We start from the raw sequence: 17,371 nt of genomic DNA on the forward strand, positions 1-17,371 counted from the left end.
GAAACGGGATTTTTGTTCACTATTATATTACAATCCGGCATCCAACCATACGGCCAGATTTTATTCTGCCATTGGAAAGGCGATCAGTGCGATTTATTCACTGGAAAAATAGAATGCGCCTAAATCATGTGCGATTCGATCGTGTTTGCATTATTCATTTTGCTGGAAAAATGCATCCATTTGTCACGCTACTGCTAAATGCTTCCCGCCGAAATGGGATCACTGCTTTGTTGCTACCTTTGCGAAAATTTTGGACATGCTTCATTCCATAGAGTGTGCGATCGAGGACCTCAAGCACGGGAAAATGGTCATTGTGGTAGATGACGAAGACCGCGAAAACGAAGGCGATTTTATTATGGCTGCGCAATTCATCACGCCGGAAGCAGTCAATTTCATGTCCAAATTTGGCCGCGGCCTTATTTGCGTGCCCCTGCTCGAAGACCGCTGCGATGCACTCGGCCTCGAGTTGATGGTGAATAACAATACAGCCCTGCACGAAACTGCGTTTACTGTTTCTGTCGATTTGCTGGGCCATGGCTGCACCACCGGCATTTCGGCCCACGACCGTGCCGCCACCATCCGAGCCCTGGTCGATCCGCAAACCAAGCCTGAGGAACTGGGCCGCCCCGGTCATATTTTTCCGTTGCGTGCCAAAAAAGGCGGTGTGCTGCGCCGCGCCGGCCATACCGAAGCGGCCGTTGACCTGGCCCGCCTAGCCGGTTTTGAGCCAGCCGGTGTTTTGGTGGAAATCCTGAACGAAGACGGCTCCATGGCCCGGGTGCCCGACCTGATGATCATTGCCGAGAAATTTGACCTGAAGATCATTTCTATAAAAGACCTCATTGAGTACCGCATCAAACGCGACTCGCTGATTGAAGAAATTGTGCGGGTGGATATGCCCACCCAGTTTGGCCATTTTAAACTAGTGGCATTCCAGGAAAAAAATACTTCCAACGAACACCTAGCCCTCATCAAAGGCGAATGGGAAACCGGCGAGCCGGTGATGGTGCGGGTGCATTCATCCTGCTTTACCGGCGACATTTTGGGTTCGCTGCGCTGCGACTGCGGCGAGCAACTGCACAGCGCCATGAAAATGGTGGAAGCCGAGGGCAAAGGCTTGATCCTGTACATGAACCAGGAAGGCCGAGGAATAGGCCTGCTCAATAAATTAAGAGCCTACCGCCTGCAGGAAGAGGGCATGGACACCGTGGAGGCAAACCTGCACCTTGGTTTCCAGATGGACCAACGCGACTACGGCGTAGGTGCACAGATTTTGCGCCACCTGAACGTGCAAAAGCTCCGCCTCATTTCAAATAACCCGCGCAAAAGGGTAGGGCTGATTGGTTATGGACTGGAAGTGATAGAAAACATTGCGTTGCGCATTGATCCTAACCCTTTCAATGAACGCTACCTGCACACCAAACGCGATAAGCTTGGCCACGAGTTGCATTAAGCGATACTGCGAACCATCCAGCTAAAGAGTAGCATTTTCCAACTTCAGCCTTGTCATGCCGAACTCGTTTCGGCATCTCCTTTAGCTGTATTAAACCCTGCTGGATGTAGGAGATGCCGAAACGAGTTCGGCATGACAAACACTAATGAGCAGGACTTTACCTCGATAGCGATTGGCAAATACATAAAAGGGCCGCATTTTCATCGAAAATGCGGCCCTTTTATGCGTAAGATTAAGTTACTGTGCCCCGGCCGAATCCTGCTTTTGAATGCTATCCCTTGCTGCTTGTGCCCGTAGCCTCGCCGATTTGCGGCCGAACAAAAACTCGCGGATGGAGTCAAATTCCCGCCGGTAGGAAAGGGCAGTACCTGTCCTGGTGGTGCGCAGCCCGTTCCCCGCCACCGAGCCGGAACCCAAGAAGTCGAGGTTTTGGCGGTAAAAAAACGTGGCGCGGATGGTGCCGCTTTTATTGATCACCCATTCTGCCGTTACGTCGGGCAAAAACTGGATGGTTTGTTGTAAAGTACTTTGCAGCGGCACGTTGAGCGTGCTGCCAAACGTAACGGTAAACCGTTCGTCGAAGAATGCCTTGCCCACGCTCAGGTTCACGTCGGTCTGGTTGATGTTGAAGTTGCTGGAGTTGGCCACCAGGCTGCGGTTGTACACCGAACCGGACAGATTGAGCGTCACATCATTTTTTTGCAGAATGCCGCCCAGCAGCTGGTTCAATTGTTTGTTCACTTCGCCAAACAGCAATCCCGAAATGGTATTATAAGCCAGCTCGTTGATCTGGTTACTGGTTCCCAGCTTAATGCCAAACGGCGCAAACGAGTTGAACACGATCAGCGACGTAACCTGCTTGTTCAGTTCATTCGGGTTTTTTTCAATTTGCTGGATGGCATAAGAAAACTCGTTGCCCAGGTTGCTCGGCAGCTCCAGCGAAAAACTAAACTGCGGCCGGAACAATTCACCGGTCAGCAGGGCCACTACGTTCACATCATCGCGGAAGCTGGCAAGGTTAGGCCCACCGCTGGACGCAAGAATCAGCCCGCTTTGTGCCAGCGGTGCAAAACTTACTTCATCGGCTTTGTACACGGCTTCCAGCCGCACGGTGGCGCCAAACGGGTCGCCAGTCCAGTCGATATAATTATTGCCGCCCGGCCGGATGGTGAATGGTTTTTTCAGCACCGACTGGAACGTAAACAGGTAGTTTCCTTCCTGTATATCGTAACGGCCCCTGATGCTGAGCGGCTCGTTGGTGCCGGAGCTGATGAACAGCGTACCCGTGCCCCGGCCACGGATAATGTCGCCGGTCAGCTCATCCAGGATCACTTCAATATTCACCAGCGGGTTGGCTGTAAGGTTTACCTGGTACGAAAGGTTGGTGGCCGCACCCCGCAGGTCGTTCGGGTTCATTTCGCGGCCGTATTTACGTTCCACCAAAAAGTCGGCGGTACCGCTTTCCCGCACTGCCTTCGACGGCGGCAAGGTAATGTAGGCACTATCTCGGTCTGATGCCACCATATCGATGTTCATCAGGATGTCGTTCTGCGGGCCATTCAGCAGGAACGAGCCGGTACCCATGGCGCGGCCGTAAAAAGTTTGGTTGTCGGCATAGGTGGTGTTGAGCAACTCCATGGGCTGGTTGCCGGTTTGCACCGCAATATCAAACACCATGTCGTTAAATGCCTGGTGCTGAATGGTTCCCTGCATCGTCGCCGTGTTGCCCAGCCGGTCGCGGAGGCGGATGGTTCCAAAATCAATATAGTCTTCGTGGAGCACGATCTCGGCGTTGTCCAGCTTATAAAAAACCTGGGTAAAATTCACTTTCAGCCCGGCATCGCGGATGGCTGCGCGGCCAATAAAGGCGCGGTTGGTGCCTTCGCCTAAAATATCCAGTTTACCCGTAACAAAGCCCTGCAAGTCGGAAAACAGCGTGCCGATAAACCGCTCCAGGATTTTCACGGGATAATCTTTTGCATTCACCGTAATGCGGTCGCGGTGCAGGTTGGTGCTGTCGTCCACATCGATGGAAAGGTCCACGGTAACCTGCTGGTCGGGGTTAAGGTTGTTCACCCCACCCGTGATCATGCCGGTTGTATTATTATAGGCGATGGCGGCCAGCACTTGTCCAATGCTGTCATTATCCACCCGTAATGCTTCGGTGCGCAGGTCGGTTACCACGTTAAGGCGCTGTTGCGGGTCTTCCACGGTTACCGTTCCGGAAATCAATCCTTCAATTCGGTAGCCTTTTACCAGCAGCGGTGAAAGGTCGCCGAGGTTTACGCGATTCAGCGCCACCACCAGGTCGTTCCACGAACCAATGTCGGAGGGCTGTGTCGTGAGCCTGATTTCCTGGTCCGATTCGCGCAGCACCACCTGCCCATGCACCACCGACCGCTCCCTGAAATCCAGTTCGCCGCCTTCTTCGGCATTCCAGGTTTTTCCATTGATCACAAAACTAGAAGGCCGTAGCAGCACTTTAAAGCCATCGGCAAATGTTTGCACCTGTGCCGCCAGCTCCGCCTTATTGATGGTTTGGTTGGCCATCGTGGTTACGGTCAGGTCGGAAAGGTCGTTTTGAGCGGTCAGCGAAATATCGGTCTGTGGAAAATTGAGTGAATCGCTGATCACCGCGTTGGCCACACTGGCCTGCACCTTCAAGCGTTCGAGGTCGCCATCACCAGTGAGGTGAAAATTGGTAAATGAATATTGTTGGTAGCCGGCCAGGGGCACGTCCAGCTCCACCTTCATCATGTTGGAGTCAAGGTTGAGCGAACCGGAAATCTGGCTGTTGTTGAAACCCGTAAGGTTGCGGTCGAGCAGCTTGAGGTAGTCTTCCACCACACCGGTACGGATGTCGAATGTAAATGCCTGGCGGGGCAACTGGAACCGCGGCGGCCGGATATAAGAAGGGTAATAGCGGTTTAAAAAAAGCAGGAACGCATCGGGCAGCGACTTCAGGTCGAAATTGCCTTGTATGGAAGCTTCCAGTTCGTTTGAGGTGGCCCGCAAAGTGCGGAATCCGTCGGTAACGCGGGAACTCAGCGTCAGCGAATCGAACGGCAAGGGCTGGCCATCGAGCAGGAGCGAAGCCTGGCGTATGCGGGCATCGCCATAAAAATCGTTCAGCGTTTTGCCCCGGAAATCAAGGTCAAACAAGCCGCTCAGCACCAGATCTTCGCCGGTGAGGCCCAGCAGGCGCAAGTTGGCGTATTTGATATCGGCATTTGCATTGAACACCGGCACCTTGCTGCCCAGGTCAATGATACCCGAAAGCCGGATGTCGGCATTGGGGTCGTCAATAATAAAATTGCCATCCAGTTTACGGCGGGCAATGGTGCCGTCCACAGTAATATTTTGAAACCGGTAATCCTGGTACTGGATGCTGCGGATATTGCCGCGCAGCCGCGCATTCAGCGTGTTCCAGGCAAAGCCGCGGCCCTGCACATTGCCGGCAAAAGAAACGGCGCCGAGGTTGGCGTCGTTTAAAAAGGTGCCCAGCCTGAAGCCTGATGTGCTCACCGAGCCGGAATACACCGGCGATCCGCCCGCGGGCAGTTTCATGTTCAAATCCGACACAACGGTGCCCAGCGCGGTTTCCAGCGTACCAAAGGTTACAAAGTCGTTGATAAAGCCGGTAAAATTTCCATTGAACCGCAGGTATTGCAACTGGCGCAAATTAGGCGTGGTTACGCCGCGGAGCTGCGGTACAAAATCCAGCGCATCGGTATAAGTAGTGCGCAGTTGGCCGGTTTCGAGGTTGATAAATGTGCTGGCAATATCGGGCAGGCCCACCAGGCTCACATCGCCGGCCACATAGGTGTTGGCGCCGGCCTGTATGGCCAGGTTTTGTGCCGATAAATCATCGACGGTTCCTTTGGCGTTACCGCTCACTTTAATGTTGCGGTTCCAGGTGCGGAGCGCCGGTGCAAAAAAAGCCAGGTCATCGCTGTGCACGGTGCTGTTGCGCATCCGCACCACCATGGTAACGGCGTGGATATAATCGCTCATGCTGGCAATGGACGGGTATTCCATCGCGTAATAATTGCCTAGCAAACTTTTGGGTGTCCGCAGTTCCATGTTCGAAAACTCCATCAGTTGCGGGTGCATCCGGAAATTGGCGGCCAGTTTATTTACGGTAAAACCGCTGCGTTCTTTTGTGCTCAGGTTTACTAGCGCCTTGATCGTATCCCGCTCCATCCGCAGGTCTTTTACATTGCCGGTAATTTTTGAAAACAGGATATGGGCGCCATCAAAAGTGGGCACCGTTGCCCGCAGGCTGTCGCGGTCGGTGCGGAAGGTTCCGTTTTCAATGGTAAAATCTTTCAGCGCCATCAGCCATCCATCAGCATTCCACCCTTCATTGGGTGCAGCCGGTTTGGCCTTCGGCTTCAGGCTGTCGGGTCTTGCACCGGTATAATCAAAGAGGTGTAAATATGGTTTTACCAACGCCAGCGAGTTGATGTCGATTTTCTTTTTTGCCAGGCTGATCTCGTTGGCATCCAGGTCCAGCTGGCCTACCCGCACGGTCATGTTGCGGCCAATCCATCCATCTTTCTGAATGATGGATACATTACGCAGCTCCACTTTTTTCAGGTCGAAATCAATGCCGGCATTTTTTTGCTGTTTGTTGGTGCCCGGTGTTGTAAAATAATCCTGTAAAAATTGGTAGTTCCACACCGAATCGGTGCGTTGCATTTTTACCAGCGCATCTTCAAGCCCGATGAATTTAAGCTCCGCTTCTTTTTGTAAAAAAAACCAGTCGGTGATGCGTACCTGCACGGCGCCTGCATACAGCAGTGTGTCCCGCTTCTGGTCTTCTACCAACACACCACCCAACGACATGCGGTTGAAAAAACCCACTTCCACGTTGTTTATGGAAATGCGGCTTTGCAGGTCGCGACTCAGGCGCTTTGTTACCTGCGTTACCAAAAAGTTTTGACCCCAGTCGGTATGCAGCAGCCCCAGCAACAGCAGCAACAGCAGCATGATGGAGAGCAGCACCCGCCCGAATATGTTTAAAAAAGCTTTCAGGTAAAAAATTGATTAGGTTGTAAAAATAGCCATTTGCAGTTGTGCGCCTGCAATTTTAAAGAACCGTAAGGAAAACCGCACGGCTTTTAAATACACCACCAACGCAACATATTCCAATAACGGGTCATAAGCCGGTTAATGATGCATTTTTCATTTTCTTTGTCGCTCTACAAACGAACGGATTATGGTGCATGTTGTAAAAACGATTTGCTGTTTTGCCATTTGTATGATGTTGTTGCAGGTACCTGCAAATGCACAAAACCCGCGGGTGTCTGATCCCAACCAGATCGGCTGGTTTGCAACCAATGCAACCGTAAGGTTTGCCGAGCAATGGTCATCGACACTGGAGCTGCAGTGGCGCCGCGATGATTGGCTGCGCAACGGCATGCAAAACCTGGTGCGGGGCAGCATCAACTACCAGGTGCACCCATCGGTTTCGTTGCGTGCCGGCTATGCCTTTGCCGAAACCTTTCCGTATGGCGACCCAACGATACAAGCCGCAGGCAAAACTTTTCCCGAACATAGAACATTTCAACAGGCATTCATCACACAGCCGCTCAACCGGCTGGCACTGCAGCACCGCTTTATGCTGGAGCAGCGCTGGATCGGGCGGTTTACGGACCCAACCAATAACCGTGCACACGATTACCAATATGTAAATCGGTTCAGGTATTTGGCGCGGCTGCAGGCGCCCTTGCAAAAGCCTGCTGCAAACGGTGCACATTGGTACGCCGCCGTTTGGGATGAGTTGATGGTCAACTTTGGCAAAGAGGTAACGCAAAATGTTTTTGATCAAAACCGCAGCAGCCTGATTGTTGGCCGCCAGTTTTCGCCACATGCCCGGGTTGAAGGCGGCTTCCTCAGCCAGATCGTACAACTCGGCCGGCAGCTTACGCCGGGGCGCCCCATTTTTCAATACAACACAGGTTTTACGGTCAGTGCCATTTTTAATATTGATGCCAGGAAAAAGGATGTGGGGGAATAAGAGATAGAAAGCTCTGCATAGCACGTTGTATGGTCAATTATTTCGTTGAACTGCACGCTTGTCATGCCGAACTTGTTTCGGCATCTCCTACGACATCGTTAATCCTGCCAATAGAAGGAGATGCCGAAACAAGTTCGGCATGACAATCACTTTGTAACAAAATGGCACTTTGTTAGCAAGTTGGTTAAATACTTTGCCGAGGTGCAAAATCATTCCTTATAAATCTGTACCACCGCTTTTCCATCTTGCTTGATATACCCGCGATACATGCCTTCGGTATTAAACGGCATGGCCACATTCCCCGATTTATCCACCGCAATCAAGCCGCCATCGCCGCCAAGTGCCGGCACTTTTTTATGAATCAAGTCGTTGGTGGCAGCCTGCACCGAAAGGCCTTTGTATTCAATTAAATCGCTCACCGTTTTGGCTACCGACAGGCGGATAAAAAATTCGCCCCAGCCGGTACAGCTTACTGCGCAAGTGGCATTGTTGGCATACGTGCCCGCGCCAATAATAGGTGCGTCGCCAATGCGGCCAAACTTTTTATTGGTCATGCCGCCGGTGGAGGTAGCCGCGGCCAGGTTGCCGTGCTGGTCCAGCGCCACAGCGCCAACCGTTCCATATTTATCATCGCGGTTGCCGGGCTGCTTCAGCATTGAAGTGCTTTTGTTGCCATGATCCAGCGCCACACTATCTGGGTCTTGTGCCCGCACTTTTAGCAAACCCTGCCAGCGTTCTTCTGTATAAAAATAAGAGGGGTCCACCAGTTCAAGGCCTTGCTGCTGCGCAAACTTTTCGGCACCCGAGCCCACCATCATTACGTGCTGGCTCTTTTCCATAACGGCCCTTGCCGCGGTAATTGGGTTGCGTATGGTGGTAACCGATGCCACTGCACCGGCACCCAGGTTTTTTCCATCCATAATCGATGCATCCAACTCGTTCTTGCCTTCGTTGGTAAACACAGCGCCCTTGCCCGCATTGAACAGCGGCGAGTCTTCCATCAGGCGCACAGCCGCTTCCACGGCATCCAGGGCCGTACCGCCTTTAGTCAAAATAGTGTATCCCGCTTGCAGCGCATTGTTCAATGCCAGCTGGTAAGCCTGCTCTTTTTCCGGCGTCATGTTCTTTTTTAAAATAGTGCCCGCTCCACCATGTATCACCAGCGTAAATTTTTTACTGCTTGCTGCCTGCTGCGCCTGCGCGGTTGCCATCATAAACAAAAGGAGGATGATTGCCGAAAATGGTTTCATATAAATGCTGTTGCCGTAAAGTTCGGAGAAATGGGCGTTACCCTATTCATATTTGCGTCGCTTCGCTTTGAACCACATTTTAAGAGGGGATTTTTTTAGCATTCATAACTGCGGCGTTGTTGTACATTTGCCACCATCTTTTTAACCCTATTAAAGCAAACATGAAAAACCTGTTCCTGTCGGTTGCCTTCTTGGGCACCCTTGCACTTGCTTCCTGCGAAAAAATCAAAGACGCAATTTTTCCTTCTTTTGAACATGACGTTCCCGAAGTAACGGTCACCGTTCCCATCAACCCCATCGTGGGCAGCGATGTGGTGTTGGGCAGTTATGAATTTCAGTTCAACGTGGACAGCCTTATTCAGAAATACACGGCGCAACAATTCGGCATCGACAATGCGGGTGACATTGTGATTAAATCGGTGATCCTGAATGTGAACAACGCCGATGACCTCAACAACTTTTCGAACTTTGAAAATGTAAAACTTTCGGTATCGGGCAATGGCCGGCCGGAGCAGGTGGTAGTTGCCGAAACGACGATAACAAGTGCTGCATCGCCACTGGTGGTGCCCGGAAACAACACTGATTTGAAAAGCTATATCAAGGCTGGGCAAATGCGGTACACGCTAACCGGCCGCGCAAAAAAGATCACCACCAAACCGCTGCAGGTTTCGGTGCAGGTGCAGTTAAAGATCAAATAAATCCTGTTGTCTCTTATTTTCTAAAGCGCTTTGGTCTGGATGGATCGAGGCGCTTTTTTTTGCGAGTAAAATCTATAACGCGACAAAAATTGTCGGAATTAGCCGCCTGTTTTGTCGCATGCTGCATCGTGCAACGCCGCCACTTTATCGAGCTTTGGTTGCAATAAAAATTGGTACAAATGCGCAAAATAATTGTCCTTTCTTTTATCAGTTTAGACGGCGTAATGCAGGCACCCGGCGGGCCGGAAGAAGATACATCGGGCGGGTTCGACCTGGGCGGTTGGGTAGTCCCTTATTTTGATGAAACATTGGGCCAAGTAATGGCGGCGCAGATGCAACCAGCCGACCTGTTGCTCGGCCGAAAGACCTATGAGATTTTTGCCGCCCATTGGCCACATCACACCGATGAATGGCCCGGCATTAACAAGGTAAATAAGTTCGTGTTGTCTAATACGACTACCAACTCCGATTGGCAAAACACATCGTTCCTCAAATCCGCGGAAGACATCCGGCGGTTGAAGGAAACCAACCGACGTAATCTACAAGTGCACGGTAGCGGCGGGCTGGTGCAGCTGTTGCTTGCCCATAACCTTGTGGACGAACTATGGCTGAAAATATTCCCGGTCACATTAGGCAAAGGCAAAAAGCTGTTTGCAGACGGTACCATGCCGGCAGCGTTTACCTTAACTGAAAGCAGCACAACGCCCACCGGTGTGCTCATTGCCAATTTTAAAAGATCAGGTGGGGTAACAACCGGCACATTTGGCTCCTAAGCGACTTAAAAACCACTGGCACTGTCATCGCCGCGGTTATCTGCTACCGCTTCAAAACGGCCGTCGGGCAATACTTTGATCAGTTCCGTGCGGCCAATCGGGCCACGCGGCCTGATGGTATAGCCCATGTTTTTCAGCGCGGCAAGCAGGCTTTGCGGCACCGTTGGTTCCACTGCTATTTCATCGGGCAGCCATTGGTGGTGAAATTTAGGTTCATTCACCGCCCGGGCTGCATCCAGTCCAAAATCAATGATGTTGATAATGGTTTGAAACACGGATGTAGGAATAGTGGTGCCGCCCGGAGTGCCAATAACCAAGTAAGGCTTGCCGTCTTTCAATACCAGTGTCGGCGTCATGGAGCTGAGCATGCGCTTGCCCGGCGCAATAGCGTTGGCCTCGCCGCCAATGGCACCATACATGTTGGGCACACCGGGTTTAATGCTGAAATCGTCCATTTCATCGTTGAGCAAAAAGCCGGCGCCGCCCACCACGGTTTTACTGCCGTAAGCATCGTTGAGTGTAGTGGTTACTGCCACCGCGTTGCCTTCTTTGTCAATGATGGAAATATGCGTAGTCTCTTCGCTTTGCGGCGCCAGTGCTTCGCCGGCTGCAATGCTTTTACCGGCTTTGCCGGGCACGAAATCCTGCATTTTTTTGCGTAAATAATGGCTGTCGGTAATGGCTGCAACGGGCACGGTTACAAAATCTGCATCGCCCATATGTTGGGCCCGGTCGGCGTAGGCGCGGCGCTCCGCTTCAACCATGGCCTGCACCGATTGCGGCGCATGAAAGCCCCATTGCTGCAAAGGAAATGGTTGCACCATGTGCAACATTTGGTGCAGCAGCAGTCCGCCGCTGCTCGGCAGCGGCATCGAAACCACTTCGTAACCGCGGTACAGAAAACGGTGTGGCTGCCGCCATTTGGCCTTATAGTTTTTCAAATCATGTTCCGAAATAATGCCGCCGCCGCGGCCCATTTCCGCAACAATCAGCTGCGCGGTTTCGCCTTCATAAAAACCTTTTTGACCCCGGTCGTGTATGCGCATCAACGTGGCGGCAAGGTCTTGCTGCACCAGGGTGTCGCCCTCTTTCCAGGGCGTAGCTTTTTGCAATGCGTTAGGTTGGGTGTTGTACGCCTGCAGCGTTGGCTGCAATGCGTTCAGTGAGCGGGCTTCCCGTGCCGTGATTACAAAGCCTTTTGCCGCCAATTGTATGGCTGGTTCCAACAACGTTTTCATCGGCAGCTTTGCGTATTGCAAACTTTCGAACAAACCCGCAACCGTGCCGGGCACGCCGCTGGCCAGGTGGCCGTGCCGGCTTTTTTCGGTTTGGGCGTTGCCTGCGCTATCGAGGTACATATTGCGGTGTGCCGCTGAAGGTGCGGCCTCGCGGTAATCAAGTGAAACCAGTTTGCCACTTGCAAGTTGGGCCACCATAAATCCGCCGCCACCCAGGTTGCCCGCCTGCGGGTACACTACGGCCAAGGCCAGTTGCGTAGCAATGGCCGCGTCAAACGCGTTGCCGCCTTTTTGCATCACGTGCAGGCCGGCCATGCTGGCCAGCGGGTGTGCCGATACTACCGCGCCATTGGCTGCAGTGACCGTTTTTTGAATGCTGTATTGGTAAGGATTAAACGGCAGGCTGCCTCGTTCGGCTTTGCGTGGCGCACAACCCAGCAAACTGATACAGCAGGTCAACAAAAACAAATAGCGCATACACGGAAGTGGTTAGGGTAACGAAAATAGCCCATTCAATGTTCAGCAATTTCAATCCGTGGGAGGGAAGTTGGTGGCATTTAATTTACGCATATACAGCCACGTTGCATTTTGCAACCAAATAAAACAGAAAAATCATATAAGCGAAAGCGGAAAAAGAGGTATCATTGTGTGCTGCCGGCTTTACGGCGCCTAAACCAACTGTACAAAGAAGAGCCCCTGCCCGGGGCTTTTCTATTTTCATGGCCGCAATAATATCAGGGTTTGTAATATTGCCTTACAATTTCTGGTACATGAACAAACGGTTTTTTGCCGCATCTCTCCTGTTGCTGCTTTCTTTTTGGTGCAGTGCACAACTGCAAAGTCCCGAGCAATTTTTAGGTTATAAAATAGGCACCCGCTATACGCCGCACTGGCGCATTGTGGAATACTTTAAGCATGTGGCTGCGCAAAAGCCCGATATGATGAAACTGCAATCGTATGGTCAAACCAACGAAGGCCGTCCGCTGTTGGCGGGTTTTATTTCATCGGCCAATCATATTTCCAACCTCGAAAACATCCGCAACAACAACCTCAAACTGGCGGCGCACAATGGTGGCAACGGCAACACCAGCGCCCCGGTCATCGTTTGGCTTTCGTATAATGTGCACGGCAACGAAACTTCTTCCTCTGAAGCGGCGATGATGACGCTGTATGCATTGGTGGACCCGGCCAACAGCCGCACCAAGCAATGGCTGCAAAACACGGTGGTAGCTATTGATCCCTGCCTTAACCCCGACGGTCGTGATCGCTATGTGAACTGGTTCAACTCGGTGGTGGGCCGCCAATACAACCCCGCGCCTGAAGCCAGGGAACACCGCGAGCCATGGCCCGGCGGAAGGAGCAACCACTACAATTTTGACCTCAACCGCGATTGGGCCTGGCAAACACAGCTCGAAAGTCGCCAGCGTGTGGCGCTGTTCAACCAGTGGCTGCCGCAGGTGCATGTGGATTTTCACGAGCAGGGCGTTAACCAGCCTTACTATTTTGCACCGGCCGCACAACCTTACCACGAGGTGATCACGCCATGGCAGCGGAATTTTCAGGAAACCATTGGCCGCAACCATGCCCGTTATTTTGACGAGAACGGCTGGCTCTATTTTACCAAAGAAGTATTTGACCTGTTATACCCGTCTTACGGTGATACCTACCCGATTTACAATGGCTCGATCGGCATGACCTACGAGCAGGGCGGCGGACCGGCCGGCGGCCTGGGCATTATTACCGATGAAGGCGATACGTTGACCCTTACCGACCGCGTTTTGCACCATTACACTACGGGCCTGAGCACTGTGGAAGTAGCTGCGCAAAATGCAGGCAAACTGCTCAACGAGTTCCAGTCGTTTTTCCGCACGGCTGCAGCGGGCAACGCCGGCGCTTATAAAACCTATGTGGTCAAACACAGTCCCCGCGATGCAGAGCGCATTGCATCACTGAAAAAAATGCTGGATCGCAACGGCATCCGCTATGGTGCGGCAACAGGCAACAGCCTGCGCGGCTTTAATTATGAAAATGGAAAAGAAGAATCTTTTTCCATAGCTGCGAACGATCTGGTAGTTTCTGCAGCACAGCCGAAAGGCACGCTGGTTACGGTTTTGTTTGAACCCCGCACTACTGTGGTTGATTCCAACACCTACGACATCACCGCATGGGCCATGCCTTATGTATATGGCCTGAAAGCATTTGCCACCCGTACTGCTTTGAACACAAATGAAGCTGCAGCGCATAAGCCTGTTTCTAACGCCAATAGTTCCGATCCTTACGCTTATGTGATTCGCTGGACCGGTGTGCAGGGTGTAAAACTGGCCACGCAACTGCAGCGCCGTGGCATCAAGCTGCGGTATAGCGAACGGCCTTTTGATGTGGGCGGACAAACATTTGACCGCGGCTCCATCGTGGTGATGCGGACCAGCAACCAGTATGTGCCCAACCTTTGGAACACGGTACGGAGCCTCGCCGATTCGGCAGGCGTGGAACTGACCGCGGTGAATACCGGTTTTGTAGAAAAAGGTTTTGATTTTGGCTCTTCGAAAATGGTTCCGTTCAAAAGCCGCAAAGTGGCGCTCATTACCGGCGAAGGAGTTTCATCGCTGGGTGCCGGCGAAGTGTGGCATTTCTTTGAGCAGGAATTGCAATACCCGATCACGCTGGTAAACCTGGCCGACATTAGCCGCTTCAACTGGAGCAACTACGATGTGGTGATCATGCCGGATGGCGCTTACCGATTCCTATCGGACAAAGCTGCTGCCGACCAACTCCGCAACTGGATCTCCGGCGGCGGGCACCTGGTGGCGCTTGAAAGTGCTGTGGCGCAATTAGGCCGCCTCGACTGGGCTATCAAATCGAAAAAAGAAGATTCTGCTGCCGATCGCGATCAGTACAGTGCGCTGCAAAAATTTGAAGACCGCGAACGGGATTATATCCAAAACATTACGCCGGGTTCTATTTTCCGCGTGGAGTTGGACAACACGCATCCCTTGGCTTTTGGTTACCCGAATTACTATTACACGCTGAAACAAGATGATGCCATTTACGATTTTATCAAAGGTGATGGTTGGAATGTTGGCGTGTTGAAAAAAGGCGGCCAGGTTGCAGGTTTTGTGGGCAACAAACTGGCCCCGCGTCTGCAGGATGGCCTGCTGTATGGAACTCAGGAGCTGGGCCGAGGCACGGTTACTTACCTTTCCGATAACCCCCTGTTCCGCAATTTTTGGGAAAACGGGAAACTAATGTTTTGCAACGCTGTGTTCCTAGTTGGCCAATAAGCCGCACCTAAAACAACGGGTTGCATATTAAGTGCAATAAAAAAGGAGACAAACCTTATTCTTTTTATAATTGTTAAAAAGGAGCACAGTATGTTGCTCCTTTTTCTTTTATTTGGCCCTTCATTGAAATCATAAACCGTCTGACGCCTGCATGAAAAAGTCTTTTTCACTGGCTTTGCTTGCCCTTTCCTGCTTTATTGGCCGTGCCCAAAATGTGGCGTCCTCTGCCGATATTTATTTAGGATTAAAAAAACTGAATGTATTGGGTTCGGTGCTGTATGTGGCGGCACACCCCGATGATGAAAATACAAGGCTGCTTACCTGGCTGTCGAAAGACCGCCTGTACCGAACCGGCTACCTGTCGCTGACCCGCGGCGATGGCGGGCAAAACCTGATTGGCAACGAGCAGGGCATTGCCCTCGGCATGATCCGCACACAGGAGTTGCTGGCGGCGCGGCGCATTGATGGCGCAGAGCAGTTTTTTACCCGCGCTTTTGATTTTGGTTTTTCAAAAAATCCCGAAGAAACATTCACCAAGTGGGACCGCGAAACCATCCTTGCCGACGTGGTTTGGACCATCCGCAAGTTCCGCCCCGATGTGATCATTACCCGTTTTCCCACCACCGGCGAAGGCGGACACGGGCACCATACTGCATCAGCTATTTTAGCCAACGAGGCTTTTAAAGCGGCCGGCGATCCGGCCCGTTTTCCCGAGCAACTGAAATGGGTGGAAGTGTGGCAGCCCAAGCGCATTCTTTGGAACACCTTCAATTTCGGCGGCAACAACACGCAGCGCGAAGACCAGTTTAAAGTGGAAGTAGGCGGCTTCAATCCCGTGCTGGGCGCCAGCTACGGCGAAATTTCGGCCGACAGCCGCAGCCAGCACAAAAGCCAGGGTTTTGGCGTGGCCCGCAGCCGTGGCGAGGCATTGGAATATTTTGCCACAACCGGCGGCAGTGCGCCAGCTAAGGACCTGATGGAACAAGTGGACCTTTCCTGGCAGCGTGTGCCGGGAGGGCAAGCAGTGGCGCAAATGATTGAAAATGTCACCGCGTCGTTTGATTTTGTGCAGCCGCAAAAATCGGTGCCACAACTGGCCGCTGTGTATAAAACATTGCAACAACTGCCCGACAGCTATTGGCGCCGTGTAAAAATGGAAGAAGTAACAAAGCTGATCGCATCCTGCAGCGGCTTGTTTTTAGAAGCCAGCACTTCGGTGCAAAATGCAGTGCAAGGCGATTCGCTCAGGGTAAATATCTTGGTGAACAACCGCAATGGTGCTCCGCTGAAATGGCAACGGCTTGTGTTGGACGGATTGGATACAGCAATCAATATAACGTTGGCGCCTAACCGAAATACGGCTTTTCAAAAAAGCATATATGTAGGTATAGAAAAGGCCGTGAGCCAACCGTATTGGTTGCGGGAAAAAATGAAGGAAGGCATGTTCACTGTTCGCGAACAGGAACTAATTGGACAGCCCGATATAACGCCGGCCTACACCGCACGGTTTGATGTGGAAGTAGAAGGCCTGACATTTTCCTATAAACTGCCCGTACAATACAAATACACCGACCCGGTAAAAGGCGAGGTGATCCAGCCTGTCTTTGTGGTTCCGGCAGCAACCGTTTTTGCCACACCCGACCTGTTGATTTTTCCAAAGGGCGCCGAAAAGCCAAAGGAATTTGGCGTGCAGTTATCGGCCAACAGGAGATTGCAGGCAACTGCCAACTTAGAAGTACGTTCGGCGGCCAACGTAATCAGAAAGGATGATCCAAGCCTGCAGTTGGACCGCAATGGCAGCAAAACCTATTACCTGACGGTAGGCAAGGAGCAGATCAACGGGCGGCAAAGCAATGCGCTGCAAAGTTTTGTGCACCTGAAGGAAGGGGGCAAGCAGCAGGAAGCTTACCTGGCCATGACCTCCATCAACTACGATCATATTCCCACCATCCGTTATTTTTATCAGGATCCGGTGCAGGTGCTGCACATCGACCTGAAAACTTCGGGTACGCGTATCGGTTATATTGTGGGCGCCGGCGATAAAGTGCCGGAAGCGTTGGAGCAAATGGGCTACGAAGTGGTGCTGATGGGCGAAAAAGAATTATTGCGCAATAACCTGCAGCAATTTGATGCCATCATTGCCGGTGTGCGGGCCTACAATACCAACGACTGGCTCAATGGGTTTCACGATAAGCTGATGGCTTATGTGCAGGGCGGCGGTAACCTGATTGTGCAGTACAATACCTCATCGCAGATAGGACCGGTGCGGGCCAAGATTGGGCCGTATAAATTCGACATCAGCCGCAACCGCGTGACAGACGAAAATGCTGCGGTGGCCATGTTGCAGCCGCAGCACCCGGTGTTGAATGTGCCGAATAAAATTACGGCTGATGATTTTAAAGGATGGGTGCAGGAGCGCAGCATTTACCATGCATCCAACACCGATCCGCAATTTGAAAAAATCCTGGGCATGAACGACCCGGGTGAAAGCAGCGATAACAGCAGCCTGGTGGTGGCAAAATATGGCAAAGGATATTTTACCTATACCGGTCTTGTGTTTTTCCGGCAGTTGCCTGCCGGTGTGCCCGGCGCTTACCGGTTGCTGGCCAACCTGATTGCGCTGAATTCAAAAAAAGCATTCTGAAATGGCGGATAA

General features: G+C 52.0%; 9 protein-coding genes. 6 read left to right on the top strand and 3 right to left on the bottom strand.

From position 1 onward, the window contains the following. The first annotated feature begins 256 nt into the window (after nt 1-256). The gene (locus EPD17_RS10540; protein WP_132054026.1) at nt 257-1,453 is read left to right on the top strand and encodes a bifunctional 3,4-dihydroxy-2-butanone-4-phosphate synthase/GTP cyclohydrolase II; all 1,197 of its coding nucleotides are present in this window, start codon (nt 257-259) and stop codon (nt 1,451-1,453) included. 237 nt (nt 1,454-1,690) lie between these two features. Here the strand turns inward: EPD17_RS10540 and EPD17_RS10545 are convergent, their stop codons facing one another. After that, complete coding sequence (locus EPD17_RS10545; RefSeq protein WP_132054028.1) at nt 1,691-6,460, bottom strand: translocation/assembly module TamB domain-containing protein; 4,770 nt, start codon at nt 6,458-6,460, stop codon at nt 1,691-1,693. Between the two features lie 214 nt (nt 6,461-6,674). On the opposite strand from EPD17_RS10545, the gene EPD17_RS10550 reads away from it, so the two are divergent. Further along, nucleotides 6,675-7,475 carry a DUF2490 domain-containing protein gene (locus EPD17_RS10550; RefSeq protein WP_204743132.1) on the top strand — a complete coding sequence of 267 codons (801 nt, stop codon included), beginning with the start codon at nt 6,675-6,677 and terminating at the stop codon, nt 7,473-7,475. 209 nt (nt 7,476-7,684) lie between these two features. On the opposite strand, the gene EPD17_RS10555 is transcribed toward EPD17_RS10550, so the two are convergent. Next, on the bottom strand, nt 7,685-8,725 hold the full coding sequence (locus tag EPD17_RS10555; RefSeq protein ID WP_132054030.1) for an isoaspartyl peptidase/L-asparaginase family protein: 1,041 nt from the start codon (nt 8,723-8,725) through the stop codon (nt 7,685-7,687). Between the two features lie 161 nt (nt 8,726-8,886). On the opposite strand from EPD17_RS10555, the gene EPD17_RS10560 reads away from it, so the two are divergent. Further along, nucleotides 8,887-9,423, top strand: a complete 537-nt coding sequence (locus EPD17_RS10560; RefSeq protein ID WP_132054032.1) for a hypothetical protein — start codon at nt 8,887-8,889, stop codon at nt 9,421-9,423. Nucleotides 9,424-9,602: 179 nt separating this feature from the next. Beyond that, a complete protein-coding gene (locus EPD17_RS10565; RefSeq protein ID WP_132054034.1) occupies nt 9,603-10,196 on the top strand; it encodes a dihydrofolate reductase family protein in 594 nt (197 codons plus the stop codon). A 5-nt stretch (nt 10,197-10,201) separates the two neighbouring features. Here EPD17_RS10565 and ggt read toward each other — a convergent pair whose 3' ends face one another. Beyond that, on the bottom strand, nt 10,202-11,911 hold the full coding sequence (ggt, locus tag EPD17_RS10570) for a gamma-glutamyltransferase (RefSeq protein WP_132054036.1): 1,710 nt from the start codon (nt 11,909-11,911) through the stop codon (nt 10,202-10,204). Nucleotides 11,912-12,204: 293 nt separating this feature from the next. Between ggt and EPD17_RS10575 the strand changes: the two genes are divergently transcribed. Together EPD17_RS10575 and EPD17_RS10580 are read left to right on the top strand one after the other, a co-directional pair. After that, nucleotides 12,205-14,715, top strand: a complete 2,511-nt coding sequence (locus EPD17_RS10575) for a M14 family zinc carboxypeptidase (RefSeq protein WP_132054038.1) — start codon at nt 12,205-12,207, stop codon at nt 14,713-14,715. Nucleotides 14,716-14,866: 151 nt separating this feature from the next. Then, entirely contained in the window at nt 14,867-17,359 is a 2,493-nt protein-coding gene (locus EPD17_RS10580) for a PIG-L family deacetylase (RefSeq protein WP_132054040.1), read from the top strand. Nucleotides 17,360-17,371: the final 12 nt, after the last annotated feature.

The organism is Pseudocnuella soli (assembly GCF_004347775.1).
Lineage (GTDB): Bacteria > Bacteroidota > Bacteroidia > Chitinophagales > Chitinophagaceae > Flavisolibacter > Flavisolibacter aquaticus.

Excerpts from the sequence above, each read along its gene's own strand:
- EPD17_RS10540 (WP_132054026.1), top strand. The coding sequence starts at position 257 with ATGCTTCATTCCATAGAGTGTGCGATCGAGGACCTCAAGCACGGGAAA.
- EPD17_RS10550 (WP_204743132.1), top strand. The coding sequence starts at position 6,675 with ATGGTGCATGTTGTAAAAACGATTTGCTGTTTTGCCATTTGTATGATG.
- EPD17_RS10555 (WP_132054030.1), bottom strand. The coding sequence starts at position 8,725 with ATGAAACCATTTTCGGCAATCATCCTCCTTTTGTTTATGATGGCAACC.
- EPD17_RS10560 (WP_132054032.1), top strand. The coding sequence starts at position 8,887 with ATGAAAAACCTGTTCCTGTCGGTTGCCTTCTTGGGCACCCTTGCACTT.
- EPD17_RS10565 (WP_132054034.1), top strand. The coding sequence starts at position 9,603 with ATGCGCAAAATAATTGTCCTTTCTTTTATCAGTTTAGACGGCGTAATG.
- ggt (WP_132054036.1), bottom strand. The coding sequence starts at position 11,911 with ATGCGCTATTTGTTTTTGTTGACCTGCTGTATCAGTTTGCTGGGTTGT.
- EPD17_RS10575 (WP_132054038.1), top strand. The coding sequence starts at position 12,205 with ATGAACAAACGGTTTTTTGCCGCATCTCTCCTGTTGCTGCTTTCTTTT.
- EPD17_RS10580 (WP_132054040.1), top strand. The coding sequence starts at position 14,867 with ATGAAAAAGTCTTTTTCACTGGCTTTGCTTGCCCTTTCCTGCTTTATT.